General features: G+C 58.9%; 13 protein-coding genes, 6 tRNA genes and 2 rRNA genes. All 21 read left to right on the top strand.

Annotation, left to right across the window (positions count from 1 at the left end):
- Positions 1-12 precede the first annotated feature (12 nt).
- A tRNA-Ile gene (locus BC1002_RS14615) sits at positions 13-89 on the top strand.
- A gap of 58 nt (positions 90-147) precedes the next feature.
- Positions 148-223: transfer RNA gene (locus BC1002_RS14610), tRNA-Ala, on the top strand.
- A gap of 307 nt (positions 224-530) precedes the next feature.
- A 23S ribosomal RNA gene (locus BC1002_RS14605) occupies positions 531-3,412 on the top strand.
- 200 nt (positions 3,413-3,612) lie between these two features.
- A 5S ribosomal RNA gene (gene rrf, locus BC1002_RS14600) occupies positions 3,613-3,726 on the top strand.
- Positions 3,727-3,882: 156 nt separating this feature from the next.
- A tRNA-Tyr gene (locus BC1002_RS14595) sits at positions 3,883-3,968 on the top strand.
- A 40-nt stretch (positions 3,969-4,008) separates the two neighbouring features.
- Positions 4,009-4,082 (top strand) — tRNA-Gly (locus tag BC1002_RS14590).
- Positions 4,083-4,098: 16 nt separating this feature from the next.
- A tRNA-Thr gene (locus tag BC1002_RS14585) sits at positions 4,099-4,173 on the top strand.
- A gap of 62 nt (positions 4,174-4,235) precedes the next feature.
- Positions 4,236-5,426 carry an elongation factor Tu gene (tuf, locus tag BC1002_RS14580; protein WP_013090760.1) on the top strand — a complete coding sequence of 397 codons (1,191 nt, stop codon included), beginning with the start codon at positions 4,236-4,238 and terminating at the stop codon, positions 5,424-5,426.
- Between the two features lie 64 nt (positions 5,427-5,490).
- Positions 5,491-5,566: transfer RNA gene (locus BC1002_RS14575), tRNA-Trp, on the top strand.
- Between the two features lie 35 nt (positions 5,567-5,601).
- Positions 5,602-5,982: a preprotein translocase subunit SecE gene (secE, locus tag BC1002_RS14570; RefSeq protein WP_041734457.1), complete on the top strand. Its 381-nt coding sequence runs from the start codon at positions 5,602-5,604 to the stop codon at positions 5,980-5,982.
- A 1-nt stretch (position 5,983) separates the two neighbouring features.
- On the top strand, positions 5,984-6,541 hold the full coding sequence (gene nusG, locus BC1002_RS14565) for a transcription termination/antitermination protein NusG (protein WP_013090767.1): 558 nt from the start codon (positions 5,984-5,986) through the stop codon (positions 6,539-6,541).
- 161 nt (positions 6,542-6,702) lie between these two features.
- Entirely contained in the window at positions 6,703-7,134 is a 432-nt protein-coding gene (gene rplK, locus BC1002_RS14560; RefSeq protein WP_008922976.1) for a 50S ribosomal protein L11, read from the top strand.
- Entirely contained in the window at positions 7,135-7,833 is a 699-nt protein-coding gene (gene rplA / locus BC1002_RS14555) for a 50S ribosomal protein L1 (RefSeq protein ID WP_013090766.1), read from the top strand.
- 303 nt (positions 7,834-8,136) lie between these two features.
- Positions 8,137-8,640 carry a 50S ribosomal protein L10 gene (gene rplJ / locus BC1002_RS14550; protein WP_008922978.1) on the top strand — a complete coding sequence of 168 codons (504 nt, stop codon included), beginning with the start codon at positions 8,137-8,139 and terminating at the stop codon, positions 8,638-8,640.
- Positions 8,641-8,703: 63 nt separating this feature from the next.
- A complete protein-coding gene (rplL, locus tag BC1002_RS14545) occupies positions 8,704-9,081 on the top strand; it encodes a 50S ribosomal protein L7/L12 (protein WP_013090765.1) in 378 nt (125 codons plus the stop codon).
- 369 nt (positions 9,082-9,450) lie between these two features.
- Positions 9,451-13,557, top strand: a complete 4,107-nt coding sequence (rpoB, locus tag BC1002_RS14540) for a DNA-directed RNA polymerase subunit beta (RefSeq protein ID WP_013090764.1) — start codon at positions 9,451-9,453, stop codon at positions 13,555-13,557.
- A 21-nt stretch (positions 13,558-13,578) separates the two neighbouring features.
- The gene (gene rpoC / locus BC1002_RS14535) at positions 13,579-17,817 is read left to right on the top strand and encodes a DNA-directed RNA polymerase subunit beta' (RefSeq protein ID WP_013090763.1); all 4,239 of its coding nucleotides are present in this window, start codon (positions 13,579-13,581) and stop codon (positions 17,815-17,817) included.
- 225 nt (positions 17,818-18,042) lie between these two features.
- Entirely contained in the window at positions 18,043-19,890 is a 1,848-nt protein-coding gene (gene recQ / locus BC1002_RS14530) for a DNA helicase RecQ (protein WP_013090762.1), read from the top strand.
- Between the two features lie 220 nt (positions 19,891-20,110).
- The gene (gene rpsL / locus BC1002_RS14525; protein WP_006053290.1) at positions 20,111-20,491 is read left to right on the top strand and encodes a 30S ribosomal protein S12; all 381 of its coding nucleotides are present in this window, start codon (positions 20,111-20,113) and stop codon (positions 20,489-20,491) included.
- Between the two features lie 180 nt (positions 20,492-20,671).
- Positions 20,672-21,142 (top strand): 30S ribosomal protein S7, encoded by a 471-nt coding sequence (gene rpsG / locus BC1002_RS14520; protein ID WP_006053291.1) that lies wholly within the window; start codon positions 20,672-20,674, stop codon positions 21,140-21,142.
- Positions 21,143-21,274: 132 nt separating this feature from the next.
- Positions 21,275-23,377, top strand: a complete 2,103-nt coding sequence (fusA, locus tag BC1002_RS14515) for an elongation factor G (protein ID WP_013090761.1) — start codon at positions 21,275-21,277, stop codon at positions 23,375-23,377.
- The last annotated feature ends 18 nt before the right edge of the window (positions 23,378-23,395 follow it).

Here is a 23,395-nt window from a genome sequence, read left to right as displayed (position 1 = left end):
AGACAGACTCAGGGGTCTGTAGCTCAGTCGGTTAGAGCACCGTCTTGATAAGGCGGGGGTCGATGGTTCGAATCCATCCAGACCCACCACTGTCTTGTCTGGTGAGCTGGTCGGGTGAAACCTCTGGAGTGTGTGTTGTGTGAGACTGGGGGATTAGCTCAGCTGGGAGAGCACCTGCTTTGCAAGCAGGGGGTCGTCGGTTCGATCCCGTCATCCTCCACCAATCCTCAATGCGCAGGGTTCTGCATGAAGGCAGAGCGTTGCGCATTGGCGATTGAGCCAGTCAGAGCGGTACACGATCAAATCGTGATATCGGCTGTCGTTCTTTAACAATCAGGAAGAAGTAGTAAAGAGATTCACGAAAGCGTACCTGGAGATGGGTGCGTGAGTAGGTGAATCAGGGTTGTGATTGTATCGATGTATTTTAAGGGAATCGAGAGATTGCCTTTGGAATACGGCGCAACACGAATACTCAACCTGTAGCGGCATGTGATCTGCGGTGAGCAATCATTGAGACACACCCGTTATAGGGTCAAGCGAACAAGTGCATGTGGTGGATGCCTTGGCGATCACAGGCGATGAAGGACGCGGTAGCCTGCGAAAAGCTCCGGGGAGCTGGCAAACGAGCTTTGATCCGGAGATGTCCGAATGGGGAAACCCACTCCTAATGGAGTATCCATGACTGAATCCATAGGTCATGTGAAGCGAACGCGGTGAACTGAAACATCTAAGTAACCGCAGGAAAAGAAATCAACCGAGATTCCCAAAGTAGTGGCGAGCGAAATGGGATCAGCCTGTACTCTTTATTCTCATTGTTAGTCGAACGCTCTGGAAAGTGCGGCCATAGCAGGTGATAGCCCTGTAGACGAAAACAGCGGGAAAGAACTGGGTGTACGACAAGTAGGGCGGGACACGTGAAATCCTGTCTGAAGATGGGGGGACCATCCTCCAAGGCTAAATACTCGTGATCGACCGATAGTGAACCAGTACCGTGAGGGAAAGGCGAAAAGAACCCCGGGAGGGGAGTGAAACAGATCCTGAAACCGCATGCATACAAACAGTCGGAGCCTCGTAAGGGGTGACGGCGTACCTTTTGTATAATGGGTCAGCGACTTACATTCAGTGGCGAGCTTAACCGATTAGGGCAGGCGTAGCGAAAGCGAGTCCGAACAGGGCGTCCAGTCGCTGGGTGTAGACCCGAAACCAGGTGATCTATCCATGGCCAGGTTGAAGGCACGGTAACACGTGCTGGAGGACCGAACCCACTAACGTTGAAAAGTTAGGGGATGAGCTGTGGATAGGGGTGAAAGGCTAAACAAACCTGGAAATAGCTGGTTCTCTCCGAAAAACTATTTAGGTAGTGCCTCGTGTATCACCTTCGGGGGTAGAGCACTGTCATGGTTGTGGGGTCCATTGCGGATTACTTCGCCATAGCAAACTCCGAATACCGAAGAGTGCAATCACGGGAGACAGACATCGGGTGCTAACGTCCGGTGTCAAGAGGGAAACAACCCAGACCGCCAGCTAAGGTCCCCAAATATGGCTAAGTGGGAAACGAAGTGGGAAGGCTAAAACAGTCAGGAGGTTGGCTTAGAAGCAGCCACCCTTTAAAGAAAGCGTAATAGCTCACTGATCGAGTCGTTCTGCGCGGAAGATGTAACGGGGCTAAGCCATATACCGAAGCTGCGGATGCACATTAATGTGCATGGTAGGAGAGCGTTCCGTAAGCCTGCGAAGGTGCACTGGAAAGTGTGCTGGAGGTATCGGAAGTGCGAATGCTGACATGAGTAGCGATAAAGGGGGTGAAAGGCCCCCTCGCCGTAAGCCCAAGGTTTCCTACGCAACGTTCATCGGCGTAGGGTGAGTCGGCCCCTAAGGCGAGGCAGAAATGCGTAGCTGATGGGAAGCAGATTAATATTTCTGCACCATTGTGAAATGCGATGGGGGGACGGATCGCGGAAGGTTGTCCGGGTGTTGGAAGTCCCGGTCGCTGCATTGGAGAGGGTGCCCTGGCAAATCCGGGCACAGGACTCAAGGGTGTGGCGCGAGCTTCTTCGGAAGCGAAGCAACTGGAAGGGGTTCCAGGAAAAGCCTCTAAGCTTCAGTTTCACAGTGACCGTACCGCAAACCGACACAGGTGGGCGAGATGAGTATTCTAAGGCGCTTGAGAGAACTCGGGAGAAGGAACTCGGCAAATTGGTACCGTAACTTCGGGATAAGGTACGCCCTGGTAGCTTGACTGGCCTGCGCCAGAAGGGTGAAAGGGTTGCAATAAACTGGTGGCTGCGACTGTTTAATAAAAACACAGCACTCTGCAAACACGAAAAGTGGACGTATAGGGTGTGACGCCTGCCCGGTGCCGGAAGATTAAATGATGGGGTGCAAGCTCCTGATTGAAGTCCCGGTAAACGGCGGCCGTAACTATAACGGTCCTAAGGTAGCGAAATTCCTTGTCGGGTAAGTTCCGACCTGCACGAATGGCGTAACGATGGCCACACTGTCTCCTCCCGAGACTCAGCGAAGTTGAAGTGTTTGTGATGATGCAATCTCCCCGCGGCTAGACGGAAAGACCCCATGAACCTTTACTGTAGCTTTGCATTGGACTTTGAACCGGTCTGTGTAGGATAGGTGGGAGGCTATGAAGCGTGAACGCCAGTTTGCGTGGAGCCGTCCTTGAAATACCACCCTGATCTGTTTGAGGTTCTAACCTTGGTCCGTAATCCGGATCGGGGACAGTGCATGGTAGGCAGTTTGACTGGGGCGGTCTCCTCCCAAAGTGTAACGGAGGAGTACGAAGGTACGCTAGGTACGGTCGGAAATCGTGCTGATAGTGCAATGGCATAAGCGTGCTTGACTGTGAGACTGACAAGTCGAACAGGTGCGAAAGCAGGTCATAGTGATCCGGTGGTTCTGTATGGAAGGGCCATCGCTCAACGGATAAAAGGTACTCTGGGGATAACAGGCTGATACCGCCCAAGAGTTCATATCGACGGCGGTGTTTGGCACCTCGATGTCGGCTCATCTCATCCTGGGGCTGTAGCCGGTCCCAAGGGTATGGCTGTTCGCCATTTAAAGAGGTACGTGAGCTGGGTTTAAAACGTCGTGAGACAGTTTGGTCCCTATCTGCCGTGGGCGCTGGATATTTGAAGGGGGCTGCTCCTAGTACGAGAGGACCGGAGTGGACGAACCTCTGGTGTACCGGTTGTCACGCCAGTGGCATCGCCGGGTAGCTATGTTCGGAAGAGATAACCGCTGAAAGCATCTAAGCGGGAAACTCGCCTTAAGATGAGATATCCCCGGGGCTTCGAGCCCCTTGAAGGGTCGTTCAAGACCAGGACGTTGATAGGTCAGGTGTGCACGTACAGTAATGTACTGAGCTAACTGATACTAATTGCCCGTAAGGCTTGATCCTATAACAGGTGTGTCTCGATAACCGTCAGCGCTTCAGCGCTTACGGGTGTCCGATCCCCGAAGGGGATGAAGACATGCCGGTTGAGATCGGTGTTGTGCCAGAAACAACACAACCCCACACACGAATCCTTTACGCTTCTTCCCGATTGGCTGTGGCGCCGGGTTGACCCCAACCTGAGAGCGACGCAGCAACCCGTCATGCCTGATGACCATAGCGAGTCGGTCCCACCCCTTCCCATCCCGAACAGGACCGTGAAACGACTCCACGCCGATGATAGTGCGGATTGCCCGTGTGAAAGTAGGTAATCGTCAGGCTCCTCCAAAGCCAGAAACCCCACCCCCAGCGGTGGGGTTTTTGCGTTTACGGAAAGCTAACCGCCAATCACTATATAAGTGAGAGCGTTGGGATCGGAACGGTCAAGCGGGCCTTGACAAAAGAATGTTGTTCCCCCATAATCATCAGTTCTCTGCGGAGGGGTGCCCGAGTGGCTAAAGGGGGCAGACTGTAAATCTGTTGGCTTACGCCTACGTTGGTTCGAATCCAACCTCCTCCACCAGAATGCAAGTTGTAGCAGTTGTTGGGAATCCATGATCCTTGCGGGTGTAGCTCAATGGTAGAGCAGAAGCCTTCCAAGCTTACGACGAGGGTTCGATTCCCTTCACCCGCTCCAGCAACACAGATGTAGCGCCCATGTGGCTCAGTGGTAGAGCACTCCCTTGGTAAGGGAGAGGTCGGCAGTTCGATCCTGCCCATGGGCACCAGAAGTACTCGGTGATTGTTTGCGCCCGGCGCAACGTACGGAAAATCCTCTTAGGAGTCGAAAATGGCCAAGGGTAAGTTTGAGCGGACCAAGCCGCACGTGAACGTGGGCACGATCGGTCACGTTGACCACGGCAAGACCACGCTGACGGCAGCGATCACGACGGTTCTGACGCAGAAGTTTGGCGGCGAAGCAAAGGCGTACGACCAGATCGACGCGGCGCCGGAAGAAAAGGCACGCGGCATTACCATCAACACCGCGCACGTCGAGTACGAAACGGCTAACCGCCACTACGCACACGTCGACTGCCCGGGTCACGCTGACTACGTGAAGAACATGATCACGGGCGCGGCACAGATGGACGGCGCGATCCTGGTGTGCTCGGCTGCAGACGGCCCGATGCCGCAAACGCGTGAGCACATCCTGCTGGCGCGTCAGGTTGGCGTTCCGTACATCATCGTGTTCCTGAACAAGTGCGACATGGTGGACGACGCCGAGCTGCTGGAGCTCGTCGAGATGGAAGTTCGCGAACTTCTGTCGAAGTACGACTTCCCGGGTGACGACACGCCGATCATCAAGGGTTCGGCCAAGCTGGCGCTGGAAGGCGACAAGGGCGAGCTGGGCGAAGTGGCGATCATGAACCTGGCCGACGCGCTGGACACCTACATCCCGACGCCGGAGCGCGCGGTTGACGGTTCGTTCCTGATGCCGGTGGAAGACGTGTTCTCGATCTCGGGTCGTGGCACGGTGGTGACGGGCCGCGTCGAGCGTGGCGTGATCAAGGTCGGCGAGGAAATCGAGATCGTCGGTATCCGCGCAACGGCCAAGACGACCTGCACGGGCGTGGAAATGTTCCGCAAGCTGCTCGACCAGGGTCAGGCAGGCGACAACGTTGGTATCCTGCTGCGCGGCACGAAGCGTGAAGACGTGGAGCGTGGTCAGGTTCTGGCCAAGCCGGGTTCGATCAACCCGCACACGCACTTCACGGCTGAAGTGTACGTGCTGAGCAAGGACGAAGGCGGCCGCCACACGCCGTTCTTCAACAACTACCGTCCGCAGTTCTACTTCCGTACGACGGACGTGACGGGCTCGATCGAGCTGCCGAAGGACAAGGAAATGGTGATGCCGGGCGACAACGTGTCGATCACGGTGAAGCTGATCAACCCGATCGCGATGGAAGAAGGCCTGCGATTCGCAATTCGCGAAGGCGGTCGTACGGTCGGCGCTGGTGTCGTCGCAAAGATCATCGAGTAACGCCAGGCAGTTCTCGATAATCGGTTGTATCGGGGTTGGCGGTGTCGCCAACCCCAAATGGTTTAGGGGTATAGCTCAACTGGCAGAGCGTCGGTCTCCAAAACCGAAGGTTGGGGGTTCGATTCCCTCTGCCCCTGCCAACTATCGCGTCGAAGTGGCGCTTCGTTAAGGTGTTATGGCGAATCCTTCCGTCGAAACTGTAAATACATCCGGCGACAAGATGATGTTGATCGCCGGTGTGTTGCTGGTCTTGGCCGGGTTCGTGGGGTTCTTCTGGCTGAGTGGCCAAGAATGGTACATCCGCGGAGCTGCCTTGGCTGTTGGTGCGATCGCGGGTGCCGCAGTCGGTCTTCTCTCAGCGCCTGGCAAGGGGTTCATTGCTTTCGCCAAAGACTCGTACAAAGAAGTCCGTAAGGTTGTTTGGCCGACTCGTAAAGAAGCGACCCAAACGACGCTTGTAGTGTTCGGCTTCGTCGTCGTGATGGCCATCTTCCTGTGGGTTTGTGATAAATCCATCGAGTGGGCGATTTTCTCGGCGATTCTGGGTTGGAAATGATATGAGTGATACTCCGGCATCCCCGAGCGGTAAACGTTGGTACGTCGTGCACGCATACTCCGGTATGGAGAAGAGCGTGCAACGAGCGCTTCAGGAGCGCATCGAACGAGCTGGTATGCAGGAACAGTTCGGCCAGATACTCGTTCCCACAGAGGAAGTTGTTGAGGTAAAGGGCGGTCACAAATCAGTGACGGAACGTCGTTTCTTTCCCGGCTACGTTTTAGTCGAAATGGAAATGACAGACGAGACATGGCACCTCGTGAAGAACACGGCGAAGGTGACCGGTTTCGTCGGGGGAGCCCGCAACCGGCCCAGTCCGATTTCCCCTCGGGAAGTTGAGAAAATCATGTCGCAGATGCAGGAAGGCGTGGAAAAGCCGCGTCCCAAGACCCTGTTTGAAGTGGGCGAGATGGTACGGGTGAAAGAAGGCCCGTTCACAGACTTCAACGGCAGCGTCGAAGAAGTGAACTACGAAAAGTCGCGAGTCCGTGTTTCCGTTACGATCTTCGGCCGCGCAACGCCGGTCGAGTTGGAATTCGGTCAGGTCGAAAAGTTGTAGTCCAGATTTAACCGGAACGCACCACTTGGTGCGTTTCGTATTTCGCGCTTACGGTCCGCGTAATGGCCGTTGAGGAGCGTAACTAGCCAACTGTCGGCGAACACGCGCTACTACTCACTGAGCGCTCGCACGTAAGTCGGCGCTCCAAAGAGGTTCTCGAAATGGCAAAGAAAATTATCGGCTTTATCAAGCTGCAGATTCCTGCAGGTAAAGCCAACCCGTCGCCGCCGGTTGGTCCGGCACTGGGGCAGCGCGGCCTGAACATCATGGAGTTCTGCAAGGCGTTCAACGCGCAGACTCAAGCCATGGAACCGGGTCTGCCGATTCCGGTCGTGATCACCGCATTCGCGGACAAGAGCTTCACGTTCGTTCTGAAGACGCCGCCGGCAACGGTTCTGATCAAGAAGGCAGCGAAGCTCGACAAGGGTTCGAGCAAGCCGCATACCGACAAGGTCGGCAAGATCACCCGTGCTCAAGCCGAAGATATCGCCAAGACCAAGATGCCCGATCTGACGGCTGCTGATCTGGACGCAGCGGTTCGTACAATCGCTGGTAGCGCCCGCTCGATGGGCATCACCGTGGAGGGCGTGTAAATGGCTAAGCTTTCGAAACGTCTGCAAGCATTTGCAGCCAAAGTGGATCGTCAGAAGCTTTACCCGATTGAAGATGCTCTTTCGCTCGTAAAGGAATGTGCAAGCGCGAAGTTCGACGAGTCGATCGACGTCGCCGTGCAACTCGGCATCGATGCAAAGAAGTCGGATCAAGTGGTTCGTGGTTCGGTCGTGCTGCCGGCTGGTACCGGTAAGTCGGTCCGCGTCGCTGTGTTCGCGCAGGGCGACAAGGCTGAGCAGGCCCGTGCCGCTGGTGCTGACGTCGTCGGTATGGAAGACCTGGCTGAACAGGTCAAGGCCGGCAACCTGAACTTCGACATCGTGATCGCTTCGCCGGACACGATGCGTATTGTCGGTACGCTCGGTCAGATCCTCGGCCCACGCGGGCTGATGCCGAACCCGAAGGTCGGGACGGTCACGCCGGACGTGGCGACCGCGGTCAAGAACGCCAAGGCGGGTCAGGTGCAATTCCGTGTCGACAAGGCCGGTATCATCCACGCAACGATCGGCCGCGCTTCGTTTGAACCTGCAGCTCTGCGCAACAACCTGAACGCGCTGATCGAAGCGCTGCAAAAGGCGAAGCCGGCAACGAGCAAGGGCGTGTACCTGCGCAAGGTTGCTCTGTCGAGCACGATGGGGGTTGGCGTTCGCGTTGACCAGACGTCGATCGCTGCACAGTAAAGAATTTGGCCGCTCTGATGCGAATCGGGGCGGTTTTTAAGGGCTTTGGGCGGTTGCGAGGTGGCGGTCTGCACTGCGCAACCGGTTGTCAAAGACCGTTGGCGGGCACGTAGCAGGTAGGCGGGTCCTTAATGTAAAGCCAACGCAGATGGCGAACCCGAAAAGGTTTTGTGGTGATGAAGCCGTCGGATGTCCGTAGCAATGCGGGCTTTGGACGGTCGAAATACTCCTGACTGGTCGGACGCCGTTATTGAACGCGGTACACAAGGCGCACGCCGCGTGTATCGAATCTGGAGGTTAACCGTGCCACTCAACAAAGAAAGCAAGCAGGCCGTCGTCGCTGAGGTTGCCGCGCAAGTCGCGAAAGCTCAGACCGTGGTTCTGGCTGAGTATCGTGGAATCGCGGTTGGCGATCTGACCAAGCTGCGCGCGAAAGCGCGTGAGCAACAGGTTTACCTTCGCGTGTTGAAGAACACGCTGGCGCGTCGCGCCGTCGAGGGTACCCCGTTTGCTCCGCTGGCAGAGCAGATGACTGGCCCCCTGATCTACGGCATCTCGGAAGATGCAATTGCTGCTGCTAAGGTCGTCAATGACTTCAGCAAGAGCAATGACAAGTTGGTCATCAAGGCTGGTTCCTACGAAGGCAAGGTGATGGACAAGGCTGGCGTGCAAGCGCTGGCAAACATCCCGAGCCGCGAAGAACTGCTCTCCAAGCTGTTGTACGTTATGCAGGCACCTGTTTCCGGCTTCGCGCGCGCTCTGGCCGCGCTGGCAGAAAAGAAACAAGGCGAAGAAACCGCTGCGTAATGCACTTCGGTCGAGCGTGATTGATCGCTGGCTGTATCCGAATTCAATTTAGGAGTATTTCAAATGGCAATCGCAAAAGAAGACATCCTCGAAGCCGTAGGCTCGATGTCGGTTCTGGAACTGAACGAGTTGGTCAAGGCTTTTGAAGAAAAGTTTGGCGTGTCGGCAGCTGCTGTTGCAGTGGCAGGCCCGGCAGGCGTCGCCGGCGGCGCAGCTGCTGCTGAAGAGCAGACCGAATTCACGGTCATCCTAGCTGAAACCGGTGCAAACAAGGTTTCGGTCATTAAGGCTGTTCGCGAACTGACGGGTCTCGGCCTGAAGGAAGCGAAGGATCTGGTCGACGGCGCACCGAAGCCCGTTAAGGAAGCGGTGCCCAAGGCTGCTGCTGAAGAAGCCAAGAAGAAGCTGGAAGAAGCCGGCGCGAAGGTTGAAATCAAGTAAGCTTCACCGCGCTGTGCGAAGGCTGGCGGTTTTCCACCGCCGGCCTTTTTGTGCTTTGTGGAGGGCGCGTTTTTGCGGGCGTATGCCAACAGGAATGTGATTTCCAGAAGCCAAAGAAAAACGCCTTCGGTAATATTGACCGGCGTTTCTCTTTGTCTTCTGAAGCGACTGCAGAAGGCAAGTTTGGTCGGGTAGCGGGCAACACAGGCATCCGCTGCCGTCAGCCAGCGGTTGGTAGCGGCCAACCACCAAGCTTCTAGGCTCGTTCAAGCCATCGGACGGCCATCGGGTCTCAGTCGGTGAACACTCGGGTTGTCTCATCAAGGTATCCTGCCTCGACAACTATGCCCGCCGTGATTCGGAGATCGTATGCAATATTCCTTCACCGAGAAGAAGCGTATTCGCAAGAGTTTTGCGAAGCGCCCCATCGTTCACCAAGTACCTTTCCTGCTGGCTACCCAGCTTGAATCATTCAGCACGTTTCTGCAAGCAGATACGTCGTCTACGCAGCGCAAGCCGGAAGGCCTGCAGGCAGCGTTTACTTCCGTTTTCCCGATCGTTTCGCACAACGGCTTCGCGCGTCTCGAGTTCGTCAGCTACATGCTGTCGCCGCCGGCATTCAACATCAAGGAATGCCAGCAGCGCGGTCTGACGTACTGCTCGGCGCTCCGCGCCAAGGTACGTCTGGTGCTGCTCGACAAGGAATCGCCGAGCAAGCCGGTCGTCAAGGAAGTGAAGGAACAGGAAGTGTACATGGGCGAAATCCCGCTCATGACACCGACCGGTTCGTTCGTCATCAACGGCACGGAACGCGTGATCGTTTCGCAGCTGCACCGTTCGCCAGGCGTGTTCTTTGAACACGACAAGGGCAAGACGCACAGCTCGGGCAAGCTCCTGTTCTCGGCACGTATCATTCCTTACCGCGGTTCGTGGCTCGACTTCGAATTCGACCCGAAGGACGTGTTGTACTTCCGCGTCGACCGTCGCCGTAAGATGCCGGTCACGATCCTGCTGAAGGCAATCGGCCTGACGCCGGAACAGATCCTCGCAAACTTCTTCGTGTTCGACAATTTCACGCTGATGCCGGAAGGCGCGCAGATGGAATTCGTGCCGGAGCGTCTGCGCGGTGAAGTCGCGCGCTTCGATATCACGGACCGCGACGGCAACGTGATCGTCCAGAAGGACAAGCGGATCAACGCCAAGCACATTCGCGACCTCGACAACGCGAAGACCAAGTTCATCTCGGTACCTGAAGACTATCTGCTCGGCCGCGTGCTCGCGAAGAACGTGATCGACGGCGATACGGGTGAAGTCATCGCGAACGCGAACGACGAAATCACCGAATCCGTGCTCGAGAAGCTGCGCGAAGCGAAGATCAAGGACATCCAGACGCTCTACACGAACGATCTGGACCAGGGGCCGTATATCTCGTCGACGCTGCGTATCGATGAAACGGCCGACAAGATGGCCGCGCGCATCGCGATCTACCGCATGATGCGTCCGGGCGAGCCGCCGACCGAAGAAGCGGTCGAGGCGTTGTTCAACCGCCTGTTCTACAGCGAAGAAGCGTACGACCTGTCGAAGGTGGGTCGTATGAAGTTCAACCGCCGCGTCGGCCGCGACGAAATCGTCGGCCCGATGACGCTGCAGGACGACGACATCCTCGCGACGATCAAGATCCTGGTTGAGCTGCGCAACGGCAAGGGGGAAGTGGACGATATCGACCACCTCGGCAACCGTCGTGTGCGTTGCGTCGGCGAACTCGCGGAGAACCAGTTCCGCGCAGGCCTCGTGCGTGTCGAACGTGCAGTGAAGGAACGCCTCGGCCAGGCCGAAAGCGAAAACCTGATGCCGCACGACCTGATCAACTCGAAACCGATCTCGTCGGCGATTCGCGAGTTCTTCGGTTCGTCGCAGCTGTCGCAGTTCATGGACCAGACCAACCCGCTGTCGGAAATCACGCACAAGCGTCGTGTTTCCGCACTGGGCCCGGGAGGTCTGACGCGTGAGCGCGCAGGCTTCGAAGTCCGCGACGTGCATCCCACCCACTACGGCCGCGTGTGCCCGATCGAAACGCCGGAAGGTCCGAACATCGGTCTGATCAACTCGCTCGCTCTGTACGCGCACTTGAACGAATACGGCTTCCTCGAGACGCCCTATCGCAAGGTTGCGGACGGCAAGGTGACCGACCAGATCGACTACCTGTCGGCGATCGAAGAGGGCCGTTACGTGATCGCTCAGGCGAACGCGGCGGTGGCCGACGACGGCACGCTGACTGACGAACTCGTCTCGTCGCGCGAAGCGGGCGAAACGCTGATGGTCACGCCGGATCGCATCCAGTACATGGACGTGGCGCCGTCGCAGATCGTGTCGGTCGCAGCTTCGCTGATTCCGTTCCTCGAGCACGACGACGCGAACCGCGCGTTGATGGGCTCGAACATGCAACGTCAGGCTGTACCGTGTCTGCGTCCGGAAAAGCCGGTCGTCGGTACGGGCATCGAGCGCACCGTGGCGGTCGACTCGGGCACGACGGTTCAGGCACTGCGTGGCGGCGTGGTCGATTACGTCGACGCGGGCCGTATCGTGATTCGCGTGAACGACGACGAAGCGGTTGCGGGTGAAGTCGGTGTCGACATCTACAACCTGATCAAGTACACGCGTTCGAACCAGAACACGAACATCAACCAGCGTCCGATCGTGAAGATGGGCGACAAGGTTGCGCGCGGTGACGTGCTGGCTGACGGCGCATCGACCGATCTGGGCGAGCTCGCGCTCGGCCAGAACATGCTGATCGCGTTCATGCCGTGGAACGGTTACAACTTCGAAGACTCGATCCTGATCTCGGAGAAGGTGGTTGCGGACGACCGTTACACGTCGATCCACATCGAAGAACTGAACGTCGTTGCACGTGACACGAAGCTCGGACCGGAAGAAATCACGCGCGACATCTCGAACCTCGCGGAAGTGCAGCTTGGCCGTCTCGACGAGTCGGGCATCGTGTACATCGGCGCGGAAGTCGAAGCGGGTGACGTGCTGGTCGGCAAGGTCACGCCGAAGGGCGAAACTCAGCTGACGCCGGAAGAAAAGCTGCTGCGCGCGATCTTCGGTGAAAAGGCATCTGACGTGAAGGACACGTCGCTGCGTGTGCCGTCGGGCATGAGCGGTACCGTCATCGACGTTCAGGTGTTCACGCGTGAAGGCATCCAGCGCGATAAGCGCGCCCAACAGATCATCGACGATGAACTGAAGCGCTATCGTCTCGACCTGAACGACCAGCTGCGTATCGTGGAAGGCGATGCGTTCCAGCGTCTCGCGCGCATGCTCGAAGGCAAGGTTGCGAACGGAGGTCCGAAGAAGCTCGCCAAGGGCACGAAGATCGAGCGCGCTTACCTCGAAGATCTGGACCACTACCACTGGTTCGACATTCGCCTCGCGGATGAAGAAGCAGCGGCCCAGCTCGAAGCGATCAAGAACTCGATCGAAGAGAAGCGCCACCAGTTCGACCTCGCGTTCGAAGAGAAGCGCAAGAAGCTCACCCAAGGCGACGAATTGCCGCCGGGCGTGCTGAAGATGGTCAAGGTCTATCTGGCAGTGAAGCGCCGTCTGCAGCCTGGCGACAAGATGGCGGGCCGTCACGGTAACAAGGGTGTCGTGTCGAAGATCGTGCCGATCGAAGACATGCCGTACATGGCCGACGGCCGTCCGGCTGACGTCGTTCTGAACCCGCTCGGCGTGCCGTCGCGGATGAACGTGGGTCAGGTTCTCGAAGTGCATCTGGGTTGGGCCGCGAAGGGTCTCGGCTGGCGTATCGGCGAAATGCTGCAGCGTCAGGCGAAGATCGCTGAACTGCGCGAATTCCTGATCAAGATCTACAACGAATCGGGCCGCGCCGAAGAGCTGGACAGCTTCAGCGACGACGAAATCCTCGAACTGGCGAAGAACCTGCGCGAAGGCGTGCCGTTCGCAACGCCGGTGTTCGATGGTGCGACGGAAGAAGAAATGTCGCGCGCGCTGGATCTGGCTTTCCCGGACGAGATCGCTCAGAACCTCGGCATGACGCCATCGAAGAATCAGGTCCGCCTGTTCGACGGCCGCACGGGCGAGATGTTCGAACGTACGGTGACGGTCGGTTACATGCACTACCTGAAGCTGCACCACCTGGTCGACGACAAGATGCACGCTCGTTCCACGGGCCCATACTCGCTCGTGACGCAGCAGCCGTTGGGCGGTAAGGCGCAGTTCGGTGGGCAGCGTTTCGGTGAAATGGAAGTGTGGGCGCTCGAAGCGTACGGCGCATCGTACGTGCTGCAGGAAATGCTGACGGTGAAGTCGGACGACGTGACGGGCCGGACCAAGGTTTACGAGAACCTGGTCAAGGGCGATCACGTGATCGATGCCGGCATGCCTGAGTCGTTCAACGTGTTGGTGAAGGAAATCCGGTCGCTGGGTATCGACATCGACCTGGACCGGAACTAATCGGACTACTGGAGAGAAGCGATGAAAGCTTTGCTCGATCTATTCAAGCAAGTCCAACAACCTGAAGTTTTTGACGCGATCAAGATCGGCCTGGCTTCGCCGGACAAGATCCGTTCGTGGTCGTTCGGTGAAGTCAAGAAGCCGGAAACCATCAACTACCGCACGTTTAAGCCGGAGCGCGATGGTCTGTTCTGCGCGAAGATTTTCGGTCCGATCAAGGACTACGAATGCCTTTGCGGCAAGTACAAGCGCCTGAAGCATCGTGGCGTGATCTGCGAGAAGTGCGGCGTCGAAGTCACGCTCGCGAAGGTGCGTCGTGAGCGCATGGGCCACATTGAGCTGGCCTCGCCGGTCGCGCACATCTGGTTCCTGAAGTCGTTGCCGTCGCGTCTGGGCATGGTGCTCGACATGACGCTGCGTGACATCGAGCGCGTGCTGTACTTCGAAGCATACGTGGTGATTGATCCGGGCATGACGCCGCTCAAAGCGCGGCAGATCATGACCGAAGAGGATTACTACAACAAGGTCGAGGAATACGGCGACGAATTCCGTGCCGAAATGGGCGCGGAAGGTATTCGCGAACTGCTGCGCGCGATCAACATCGACGAGCAGGTCGAGTTGCTGCGCACGGAACTGCGCAACACAGGCTCGGAAGCGAAGATCAAGAAGTACGCGAAGCGCCTGAAGGTGCTCGAGGCGTTCCAGCGTTCGGGCATCAAGCCGGACTGGATGGTCCTCGAAGTGCTGCCGGTGCTGCCGCCGGAACTGCGTCCGCTGGTGCCGCTCGACGGCGGCCGTTTCGCGACGTCGGACCTGAACGACCTGTATCGCCGCGTGATCAACCGTAACAACCGGTTGAAGCGTTTGCTCGAGCTGAAGGCGCCGGAAATCATCGTCCGCAACGAAAAGCGGATGCTGCAGGAAGCCGTCGACTCGCTGCTCGACAACGGCCGTCGCGGTAAGGCGATGACCGGCGCGAACAAGCGTCCGCTGAAGTCGCTCGCTGACATGATCAAGGGTAAGGGCGGTCGCTTCCGTCAGAACCTGCTCGGTAAGCGTGTCGACTACTCGGGCCGCTCGGTGATCGTGGTTGGCCCGACGCTGAAGCTGCATCAGTGCGGTCTGCCGAAGCTGATGGCGCTCGAACTCTTCAAGCCGTTCATCTTCAACAAGCTCGAAGTGATGGGTGTCGCTACCACCATCAAGGCTGCGAAGAAGGAGGTCGAGAACCAGACGCCGGTCGTGTGGGACATCCTCGAAGAGGTGATCCGCGAACATCCGGTCATGCTGAACCGTGCGCCGACGCTGCACCGTCTTGGCATCCAGGCTTTCGAACCGGTGCTGATCGAAGGTAAGGCAATCCAGCTGCACCCGCTCGTCTGCGCGGCGTTCAACGCCGACTTCGACGGTGACCAGATGGCCGTTCACGTGCCGCTGTCGCTCGAAGCGCAGATGGAAGCGCGCACGCTGATGCTCGCGTCGAACAACGTGCTGTTCCCGGCCAACGGCGATCCGTCGATCGTGCCGTCGCAGGACATCGTGCTCGGCCTGTACTACGCGACGCGCGAAGCGGTGAACGGCAAGGGCGAAGGCCTGACGTTCACGGGCGTGTCGGAAGTGCTGCGTGCGTACGAGAACAAGGAAGTCGAGCTGGCCTCGCGCGTCAACGTGCGGATCACCGAAATGGTCCACAACGAAGACAAGTCAGAAGGCGCGCCGGCGTTCGTGCCGAAGATCACGCTGTACGCGACCACGGTCGGCCGCTCGATCCTGTCGGAAATCCTGCCGCCGGGTCTGCCGTTCTCGGTGCTGAATAAGCCGCTGAAGAAGAAGGAAATCTCGCGTCTGATCAACACCGCGTTTCGGAAGTGCGGTCTGCGTGAGACGGTGATTTTCGCCGACCAGCTGATGCAGTCGGGCTTCCGCCTGGCAACGCGCGCTGGTATTTCGATCTGCGTCGACGATATGCTCGTGCCGCCGCAGAAGGAAACCATCGTCGGCGATGCCGCGAAGAAGGTGAAGGAATACGACCGTCAGTACATGTCGGGTCTCGTCACCGCGCAGGAACGCTACAACAACGTGGTTGACATCTGGTCGGCGACGTCGGAAGCGGTCGGCAAGGCGATGATGGAGCAGCTGTCGACGGAACCGGTCACGGACCGTGACGGCAACCAGACGCGCCAGGAGTCGTTCAACTCCATCTACATGATGGCGGACTCGGGTGCTCGTGGTTCCGCGGTTCAGATCCGTCAGCTGGCAGGTATGCGCGGTCTGATGGCGAAGCCGGACGGCTCGATCATCGAGACGCCGATTACGGCGAACTTCCGCGAAGGTCTGAACGTGTTGCAGTACTTCATCTCGACCCACGGTGCACGTAAGGGTCTGGCTGATACGGCACTGAAGACCGCGAACTCGGGTTACCTGACGCGTCGTCTCGTCGACGTGACGCAGGATCTGGTCGTCGTCGAGGAAGATTGCGGCACGTCGAACGGCGTGGCGATGAAGGCGCTCGTGGAAGGCGGTGAAGTGGTCGAAGCGCTGCGTGACCGTATTCTGGGACGCGTGGCCGTGGCTGACATCGTCAACCCGGAATCGCAGGAAACGCTGTTCGAAGCTGGCACGCTGCTCGATGAAGACGCGGTCGAAGACATCGAACGCCTCGGCATCGACGAAGTTCGCGTGCGCACGCCGCTCACCTGCGAAACGCGCTACGGTCTGTGCGCGGCCTGCTACGGTCGCGACCTTGGCCGCGGTTCGCTGGTGAACGTCGGCGAAGCGGTCGGTGTGATCGCGGCGCAGTCGATCGGTGAACCGGGCACGCAGCTCACGATGCGTACGTTCCACATCGGTGGCGCGGCGTCGCGCGCGGCGGTGGCTTCGTCGGTCGAAGCGAAGTCGAACGGTACGGTGCGTTTCACGTCGACGATGCGTTACGTCACGAATGCGAAGGGCGAGCAGATCGTCATCTCGCGTTCGGGCGAGGCGATGATCACCGACGATCACGGCCGCGAGCGCGAGCGTCACAAGGTGCCGTACGGCGCCACGCTGCTGCAGCTCGACGGTGCGCAGATCAAGGCTGGCACGCAACTGGCCACGTGGGATCCGATGACGCGTCCGATCATCACCGAGTACGGTGGTACGGTGAAGTTCGAGAACGTCGAGGAAGGCGTGACGGTCGCTAAGCAGATCGACGACGTGACGGGTCTGTCCACGCTCGTCGTGATCGACGTGAAGCGTCGTGGCTCACAGGCGTCGAAGACGGTGCGTCCGCAGGTCAAGCTGCTCGATGCGAACGGCGAGGAAGTGAAGATCCCGAACACCGAGCACTCGGTGCAGATCGGCTTCCAGGTCGGCGCGCTGATCACCGTGAAGGACGGTCAGCAGGTCCAGGTTGGTGAAGTGCTCGCACGTATCCCGACCGAATCGCAGAAGACGCGTGACATTACCGGTGGTCTGCCGCGTGTGGCGGAACTGTTCGAAGCACGTTCGCCGAAGGACGCGGGTATCCTCGCGGAAGTCACGGGTACGACGTCGTTCGGTAAGGACACGAAGGGCAAGCAGCGTCTCGTTATCACGGACCTCGAGGGCAACCAGCACGAGTTCCTGATCGCGAAGGAAAAGCAGGTTCTCGTGCACGATGGTCAGGTCGTCAACAAGGGCGAAATGATCGTCGACGGGCCGGCGGATCCGCACGACATCCTGCGTCTGCAGGGCGTCGAGGCGCTGTCGCGTTACATCGTGGACGAAGTGCAGGACGTGTACCGTCTGCAAGGCGTGAAGATCAACGACAAGCACATTGAAGTGATCGTGCGTCAGATGCTGCGCCGCGTCCAGATCACGGACAACGGCGATACGCGTTTCATCCCGGGCGAACAGGTCGAGCGGTCGGATATGCTCGACGAGAACGACCGTATGATCGCGGAAGACAAGCGTCCGGCAACGTACGAAAACGTCCTGCTCGGCATCACGAAGGCGTCGCTGTCGACCGACTCGTTCATCTCCGCGGCGTCGTTCCAGGAAACGACCCGCGTGCTGACCGAAGCGGCGATCATGGGCAAGCGCGACGACCTGCGTGGCCTGAAGGAAAACGTGATCGTCGGCCGTCTGATCCCGGCCGGCACGGGTCTCGCGTTCCACAAGGCGCGCAAGAGCAAGGAACTGGCCGACCGCGAGCGTTTCGATCAGATCGCAGCGGAAGAGTCGTTCGAATTCGGTACGCCGGAAACCCCGGCTGCCGAACAGCAGCACTCGGGCGAGTAAGTGCTGGCGGCGCAAGCCGCCTTGCCCGACGAGCCACGAAAGCCGCTCAGTTTCGACTGAGCGGCTTTTTTATGCTCTTTTTTGCGCGCGCACCATTCCCACGCGCCGGCGCAATCCTAAGCCTGATGGCCAGCGTTGTCGCAAACCGCAGGCGCGGCGCGAATGCGTTGGTAAAATTCGTCTCACCGCCTGCGTGCCGTTTCCTTCGCCGTCTCTGTCAAATACATGTCCCGTCCGCTCGAAATCCTCAACGAAGTCTTTGGTTATCCCGCGTTCAGAGGACAGCAGGGCGAAATTGTCGAGCACGTCGCCGACGGCGGCGATTGCCTCGTGCTGATGCCGACGGGCGGCGGCAAGTCGCTGTGCTATCAGATTCCGTCGCTGGTACGGCGCGAACGCGGCTTTGGCGCCGGCATCGTGGTGTCGCCGCTGATCGCGCTGATGCAGGATCAGGTGGCCGCGCTGACGGAAGTCGGCGTGCGGGCCGCGTACCTGAACTCGACGTTGTCGAGCGCTGAGGCGATGGCCACCGAGCGGGCGCTGCGCGACGGCGACATCGATCTGCTCTACGTCGCACCGGAGCGGCTGATGACGTCGCGCTTCCAGGAGCTGCTCGAGCGCACGCGGATCGGTCTCTTCGCGATCGACGAAGCGCACTGTGTGTCGCAATGGGGACACGATTTCCGGCCCGAATATATCCAGCTGTCGGTGCTGCACGAGCGTTTTCCGAACGTGCCGCGCATTGCGCTGACGGCGACCGCCGACGCGATCACGCGCGACGAAATCATTCATCGTCTCGCGCTCGACGATGCGCGCGTGTTCGTGTCGAGTTTCGATCGGCCGAACATCCGCTATCGCATCGCCGAAAAAGACAACGCGCGCGCGCAGCTGCTCGACTTCATCCGCGCCGAGCATACTAAGGCCGACGGCACAACCGACGCGGGCGTTGTCTATTGCCTGTCGCGCCGCAAGGTCGAGGAAACCGCGGAGTGGCTCAAGGAAAAGGGCATGCGTGCGCTGCCATACCACGCCGGCATGGAATTCGAGGTGCGCCAGAAGCATCAGGAAATGTTCCAGCGCGAGGAAGGCATCGTGATGTGCGCGACGATTGCGTTCGGCATGGGCATCGACAAGCCCGACGTGCGGTTCGTCGCGCATCTGGATTTGCCAAAGAGCGTCGAAGGGTACTACCAGGAGACCGGCCGTGCGGGCCGCGACGGGCTTCCGTCGAACGCGTGGATGGCCTACGGCCTCGGCGACGTCGTGCAGCAGCGCAAGATGATCGACGAATCCGAAGCCGATGACGCGCACAAGCGCGTCCAGACCGGCAAGCTCGACGCGCTGCTCGGTTTGTGCGAAACGGCGGCCTGCCGGCGGGTGCGCCTGCTCGCGTACTTCGGCGAAACAAGCCAACCATGCGGCAACTGCGACAACTGCCTCGAGCCGCCCCCAACCTGGGACGCGACACGCGAGGCTCAGATGGCGCTGTCGTGCGTGTTTCGCGCGCAGCGTGCGAGCGGCTTCCATTTCGGCGCCGGACATCTGATCGATATTTTGCGCGGAAACCGCAGCGAGAAAATCTTGCAGCGCGGCCATGAGAAGCTGACCACGTTCGGTATTGGTGCGGCGCTCGGTGAGCCGGAGTGGCGTGCGATCTTCCGCCAGCTAGTCGCGTTCGGCTACCTGACGGTCGACCACGAGGGCTACGGTTCGCTCGTGCTCACGGAGGCGAGCAAGCCGGTGCTCAAGGGCGAGCAGAAAGTGACGATGCGGCGCTACGTCAAGCCCACACGCACGCGTCAATCGTCGGGACGCACCAGCGAGCGCGCCGATCCGACCATCGGTATGGGCCCTCGCGAGCGCGCTCGCTGGGACCGCCTACGCATGTGGCGCACCGAAACCGCGAAGAGCGACGGCGTGCCGGCGTATGTGATTTTCCATGACGCGACGCTTGCGGAAATCGCCCGTCTCGGCCCCGATTCTATCGACGATCTGCGTGGGATTCCGGGCATGGGCGCGCGAAAACTCGACCGTTTCGGCTACGAATTGCTGAACGTCGTGGCGGCCGACTGACCTCATCTTGCTGTTTCGCCGGATTGACAGGGATGCGAACCATCGCAACCTGTTGACTCCCTTAGTATTTTCGGAATATTATGCTAGGTTCCGGTTCTTGGGATGCCTGCGCGCGGCTTCAATTCGTGCGTGAGCAGGCCAACCGGAAGTTCGATGCGCAGGCGTTTCCGCTTTGCCCGGAAACAGATGCGTCGATTTTGTTCAATTTCAGGAATAAACAATGCCAACCATCAATCAACTGGTTCGCAAAGGCCGCACGTCGGAAACGACGAAGAGCAAGAGCCCGGCTTTGCAGGACTGCCCCCAGCGTCGCGGCGTGTGCACCCGTGTGTACACCACGACGCCGAAGAAGCCGAACTCGGCACTCCGTAAGGTCGCCAAAGTTCGTCTGACGAATGGCTTCGAAGTCATTTCGTACATCGGTGGTGAAGGCCACAACCTGCAGGAACACTCGGTCGTGCTGATTCGCGGCGGCCGTGTGAAGGACTTGCCGGGTGTGCGTTACCACATGGTTCGCGGCTCGCTTGATACCCAGGGCGTCAAGGATCGTAAGCAGGCTCGCTCGAAGTACGGTGCGAAGCGTGCCAAGGCTGGCAAGTAATTAGCCGGTCAATCGTAGTTTCAGGTCGCCTGCAAGGGCGGTAATGGCGATGGTGCCGGAATCGCCGGTGCTATCGAGTAAGTGGTCACCCGACCAGGCTGGTTAGTCTTATGGATGAATCGGGTTAGTTGGTGGCCGCGGGGCTGCAATCAGCTCCAACTGAAAAGTAAAGGAAGAAACATGCCGCGTCGTCGCGAAGTCCCCAAGCGGGAAGTGTTGCCGGATCCGAAATTCGGCAACGTTGATGTAGCAAAATTCATGAACGTGCTGATGCTCTCCGGCAAGAAGTCGGTTGCCGAGCGTATCGTGTACGGCGCTTTCGAACAGATCCAGACCAAGGGTGGCAAGGACCCGCTGGAAGTGTTCACGGTGGCGCTCAACAACGTCAAGCCGGTGGTCGAAGTGAAGAGCCGCCGCGTTGGTGGTGCGAACTATCAGGTTCCGGTCGAAGTGCGCCCGTCGCGTCGTATGGCATTGGCGATGCGTTGGCTGCGTGAAGCCGCGAAGAAGCGCAGCGAGAAGTCGATGGCCCTGCGTCTGGCAGGTGAACTCTCCGAAGCGGCCGAAGGCCGTGGCGGCGCGATGAAGAAGCGCGACGAAGTTCACCGGATGGCAGAAGCCAACAAGGCGTTCTCGCACTTCCGTTTCTAAGCTTCCAGACCCCGGGAATAGCGGAAAAACGGAAAGAAATTCCGGGCGGGTGCGCTTCAAAGGCGCCTCGCCCGTTTGTGTTACAGCGCGATGGGTATCTTTCGCATCGCGTCATCCCCATAGAGGATCAAAGTGGCTCGCAAGACTCCTATCGAGCGCTACCGTAACATCGGTATTAGCGCTCACATCGACGCCGGCAAAACGACGACGACCGAGCGCATTCTGTTCTACACGGGCGTGAACCACAAGATTGGTGAAGTTCACGACGGCGCTGCCACCATGGACTGGATGGAGCAAGAACAGGAACGCGGCATCACGATTACTTCCGCTGCTACGACGGCATTCTGGAAGGGCATGGCGGGCGACCGCGCCGAGCACCGCATCAACATCATCGACACCCCGGGTCACGTCGACTTCACGATCGAAGTCGAGCGCTCGATGCGCGTGCTCGATGGCGCGTGCATGGTGTACTGCGCTGTGGGCGGCGTGCAGCCCCAGTCGGAAACCGTGTGGCGCCAAGCTAACAAGTACAAGGTTCCCCGTCTCGCGTTCATCAACAAAATGGACCGTACCGGCGCGAACTTCTTCAAGGTCTACGATCAGCTCAAGCTGCGCCTAAAGGCGAACCCGGTTCCGGTCGTCGTGCCTATCGGCGCGGAAGAGAATTTCACGGGCGTCGTCGATCTGATGAAGATGAAGGCGATCATTTGGGACGACGCGTCGCAAGGCACCAAATTCTCGTACGAAGATATCCCGGCAGAGCTCGTCGACACGTGCAACGAATGGCGTGAAAAGATGGTCGAAGCCGCGGCTGAAGCGAACGAAGACATGATGAACAAGTACCTCGAGTCGGGTGAGCTGACCGAAGAGGAAATCATCAAGGGTCTGCGCGACCGTACGATCGCTTGCGAAATCCAGCCGATGCTGTGCGGCACCGCGTTCAAGAACAAGGGTGTGCAGCGCATGCTGGACGCCGTGCTCGACTTCCTGCCGTCGCCGATCGACATCCCGCCGGTTACCGGCGAGCTGGAAAACGGTGAAAAGGCTGAGCGCCGCGCGGCCGACGACGAAAAGTTCTCAGCACTGGCATTCAAGATCATGACCGACCCGTTCGTCGGCCAGCTGATCTTCTTCCGTGTGTACTCGGGCGTCGTCAATTCGGGCGACACCGTGCTGAACGCGACCAAGGACAAGAAGGAACGTCTGGGCCGTATTCTGCAGATGCACGCGAACCAGCGCGAAGAAATCAAGGAAGTGCGCGCAGGCGACATCGCTGCTGCGGTCGGCCTGAAAGAAGCGACCACGGGTGACACGCTGTGCGATCCGCAGAACCCGATCGTGCTCGAACGCATGATTTTCCCGGAGCCGGTGATTTCGCAGGCTGTCGAGCCGAAGACCAAGGCTGACCAGGAAAAGATGGGTCTGGCACTGAACCGCCTGGCTCAGGAAGATCCGTCGTTCCGCGTTCAGACGGACGAAGAATCGGGTCAAACGATCATTTCGGGTATGGGCGAGCTGCACCTCGAAATTCTGGTCGACCGGATGAAGCGTGAATTCGGCGTGGAAGCGACCGTCGGCAAGCCGCAGGTGGCTTACCGCGAAACGATCCGCAGCACGGCTGCTGACGTTGACGGCAAGTTCGTCAAGCAGTCGGGCGGCCGCGGTCAGTACGGTCACGCAGTCATCACGCTCGAGCCGAACGAGCAAGGCAAGGGTTACGAGTTCCTCGACGAGATCAAGGGCGGCGTGATTCCGCGTGAATACATTCCGGCAGTCGACAAGGGTATCCAGGAAACGCTGAAGGCTGGCGTGCTGGCGGGCTTCCCGGTCGTTGACGTGAAGGTTCACCTGACGTTCGGTTCGTACCACGACGTTGACTCGAACGAAAATGCCTTCCGCATGGCTGGTTCGATGGCGTTCAAGGAAGCAATGCGTAAGGCAAGCCCGGTCATCCTCGAACCGATGATGGCTGTGGAAGTCGAAACGCCGGAAGATTACATGGGCAACGTGATGGGCGACCTGTCGGGCCGTCGCGGTATCGTACAGGGCATGGAAGACATGGTGGGTGGCGGCAAGATCGTTCGCGCCGAGGTGCCGCTGTCGGAAATGTTCGGCTACTCGACGTCGCTGCGTTCGCTGACACAGGGTCGTGCAACCTACACGATGGAGTTCAAGCACTACGCTGAAGCTCCGCGTAACGTGTCGGAAGCGATCATCAACGCGAAGTCGAAGTAATCGCGCGGCAAAGTCATT

Source organism: Paraburkholderia atlantica, from assembly GCF_000092885.1.
In the GTDB taxonomy this organism is placed as follows: Bacteria; Pseudomonadota; Gammaproteobacteria; order Burkholderiales; family Burkholderiaceae; genus Paraburkholderia; species Paraburkholderia atlantica.
This window is presented reverse-complemented; position numbering and strand designations above follow the sequence as displayed.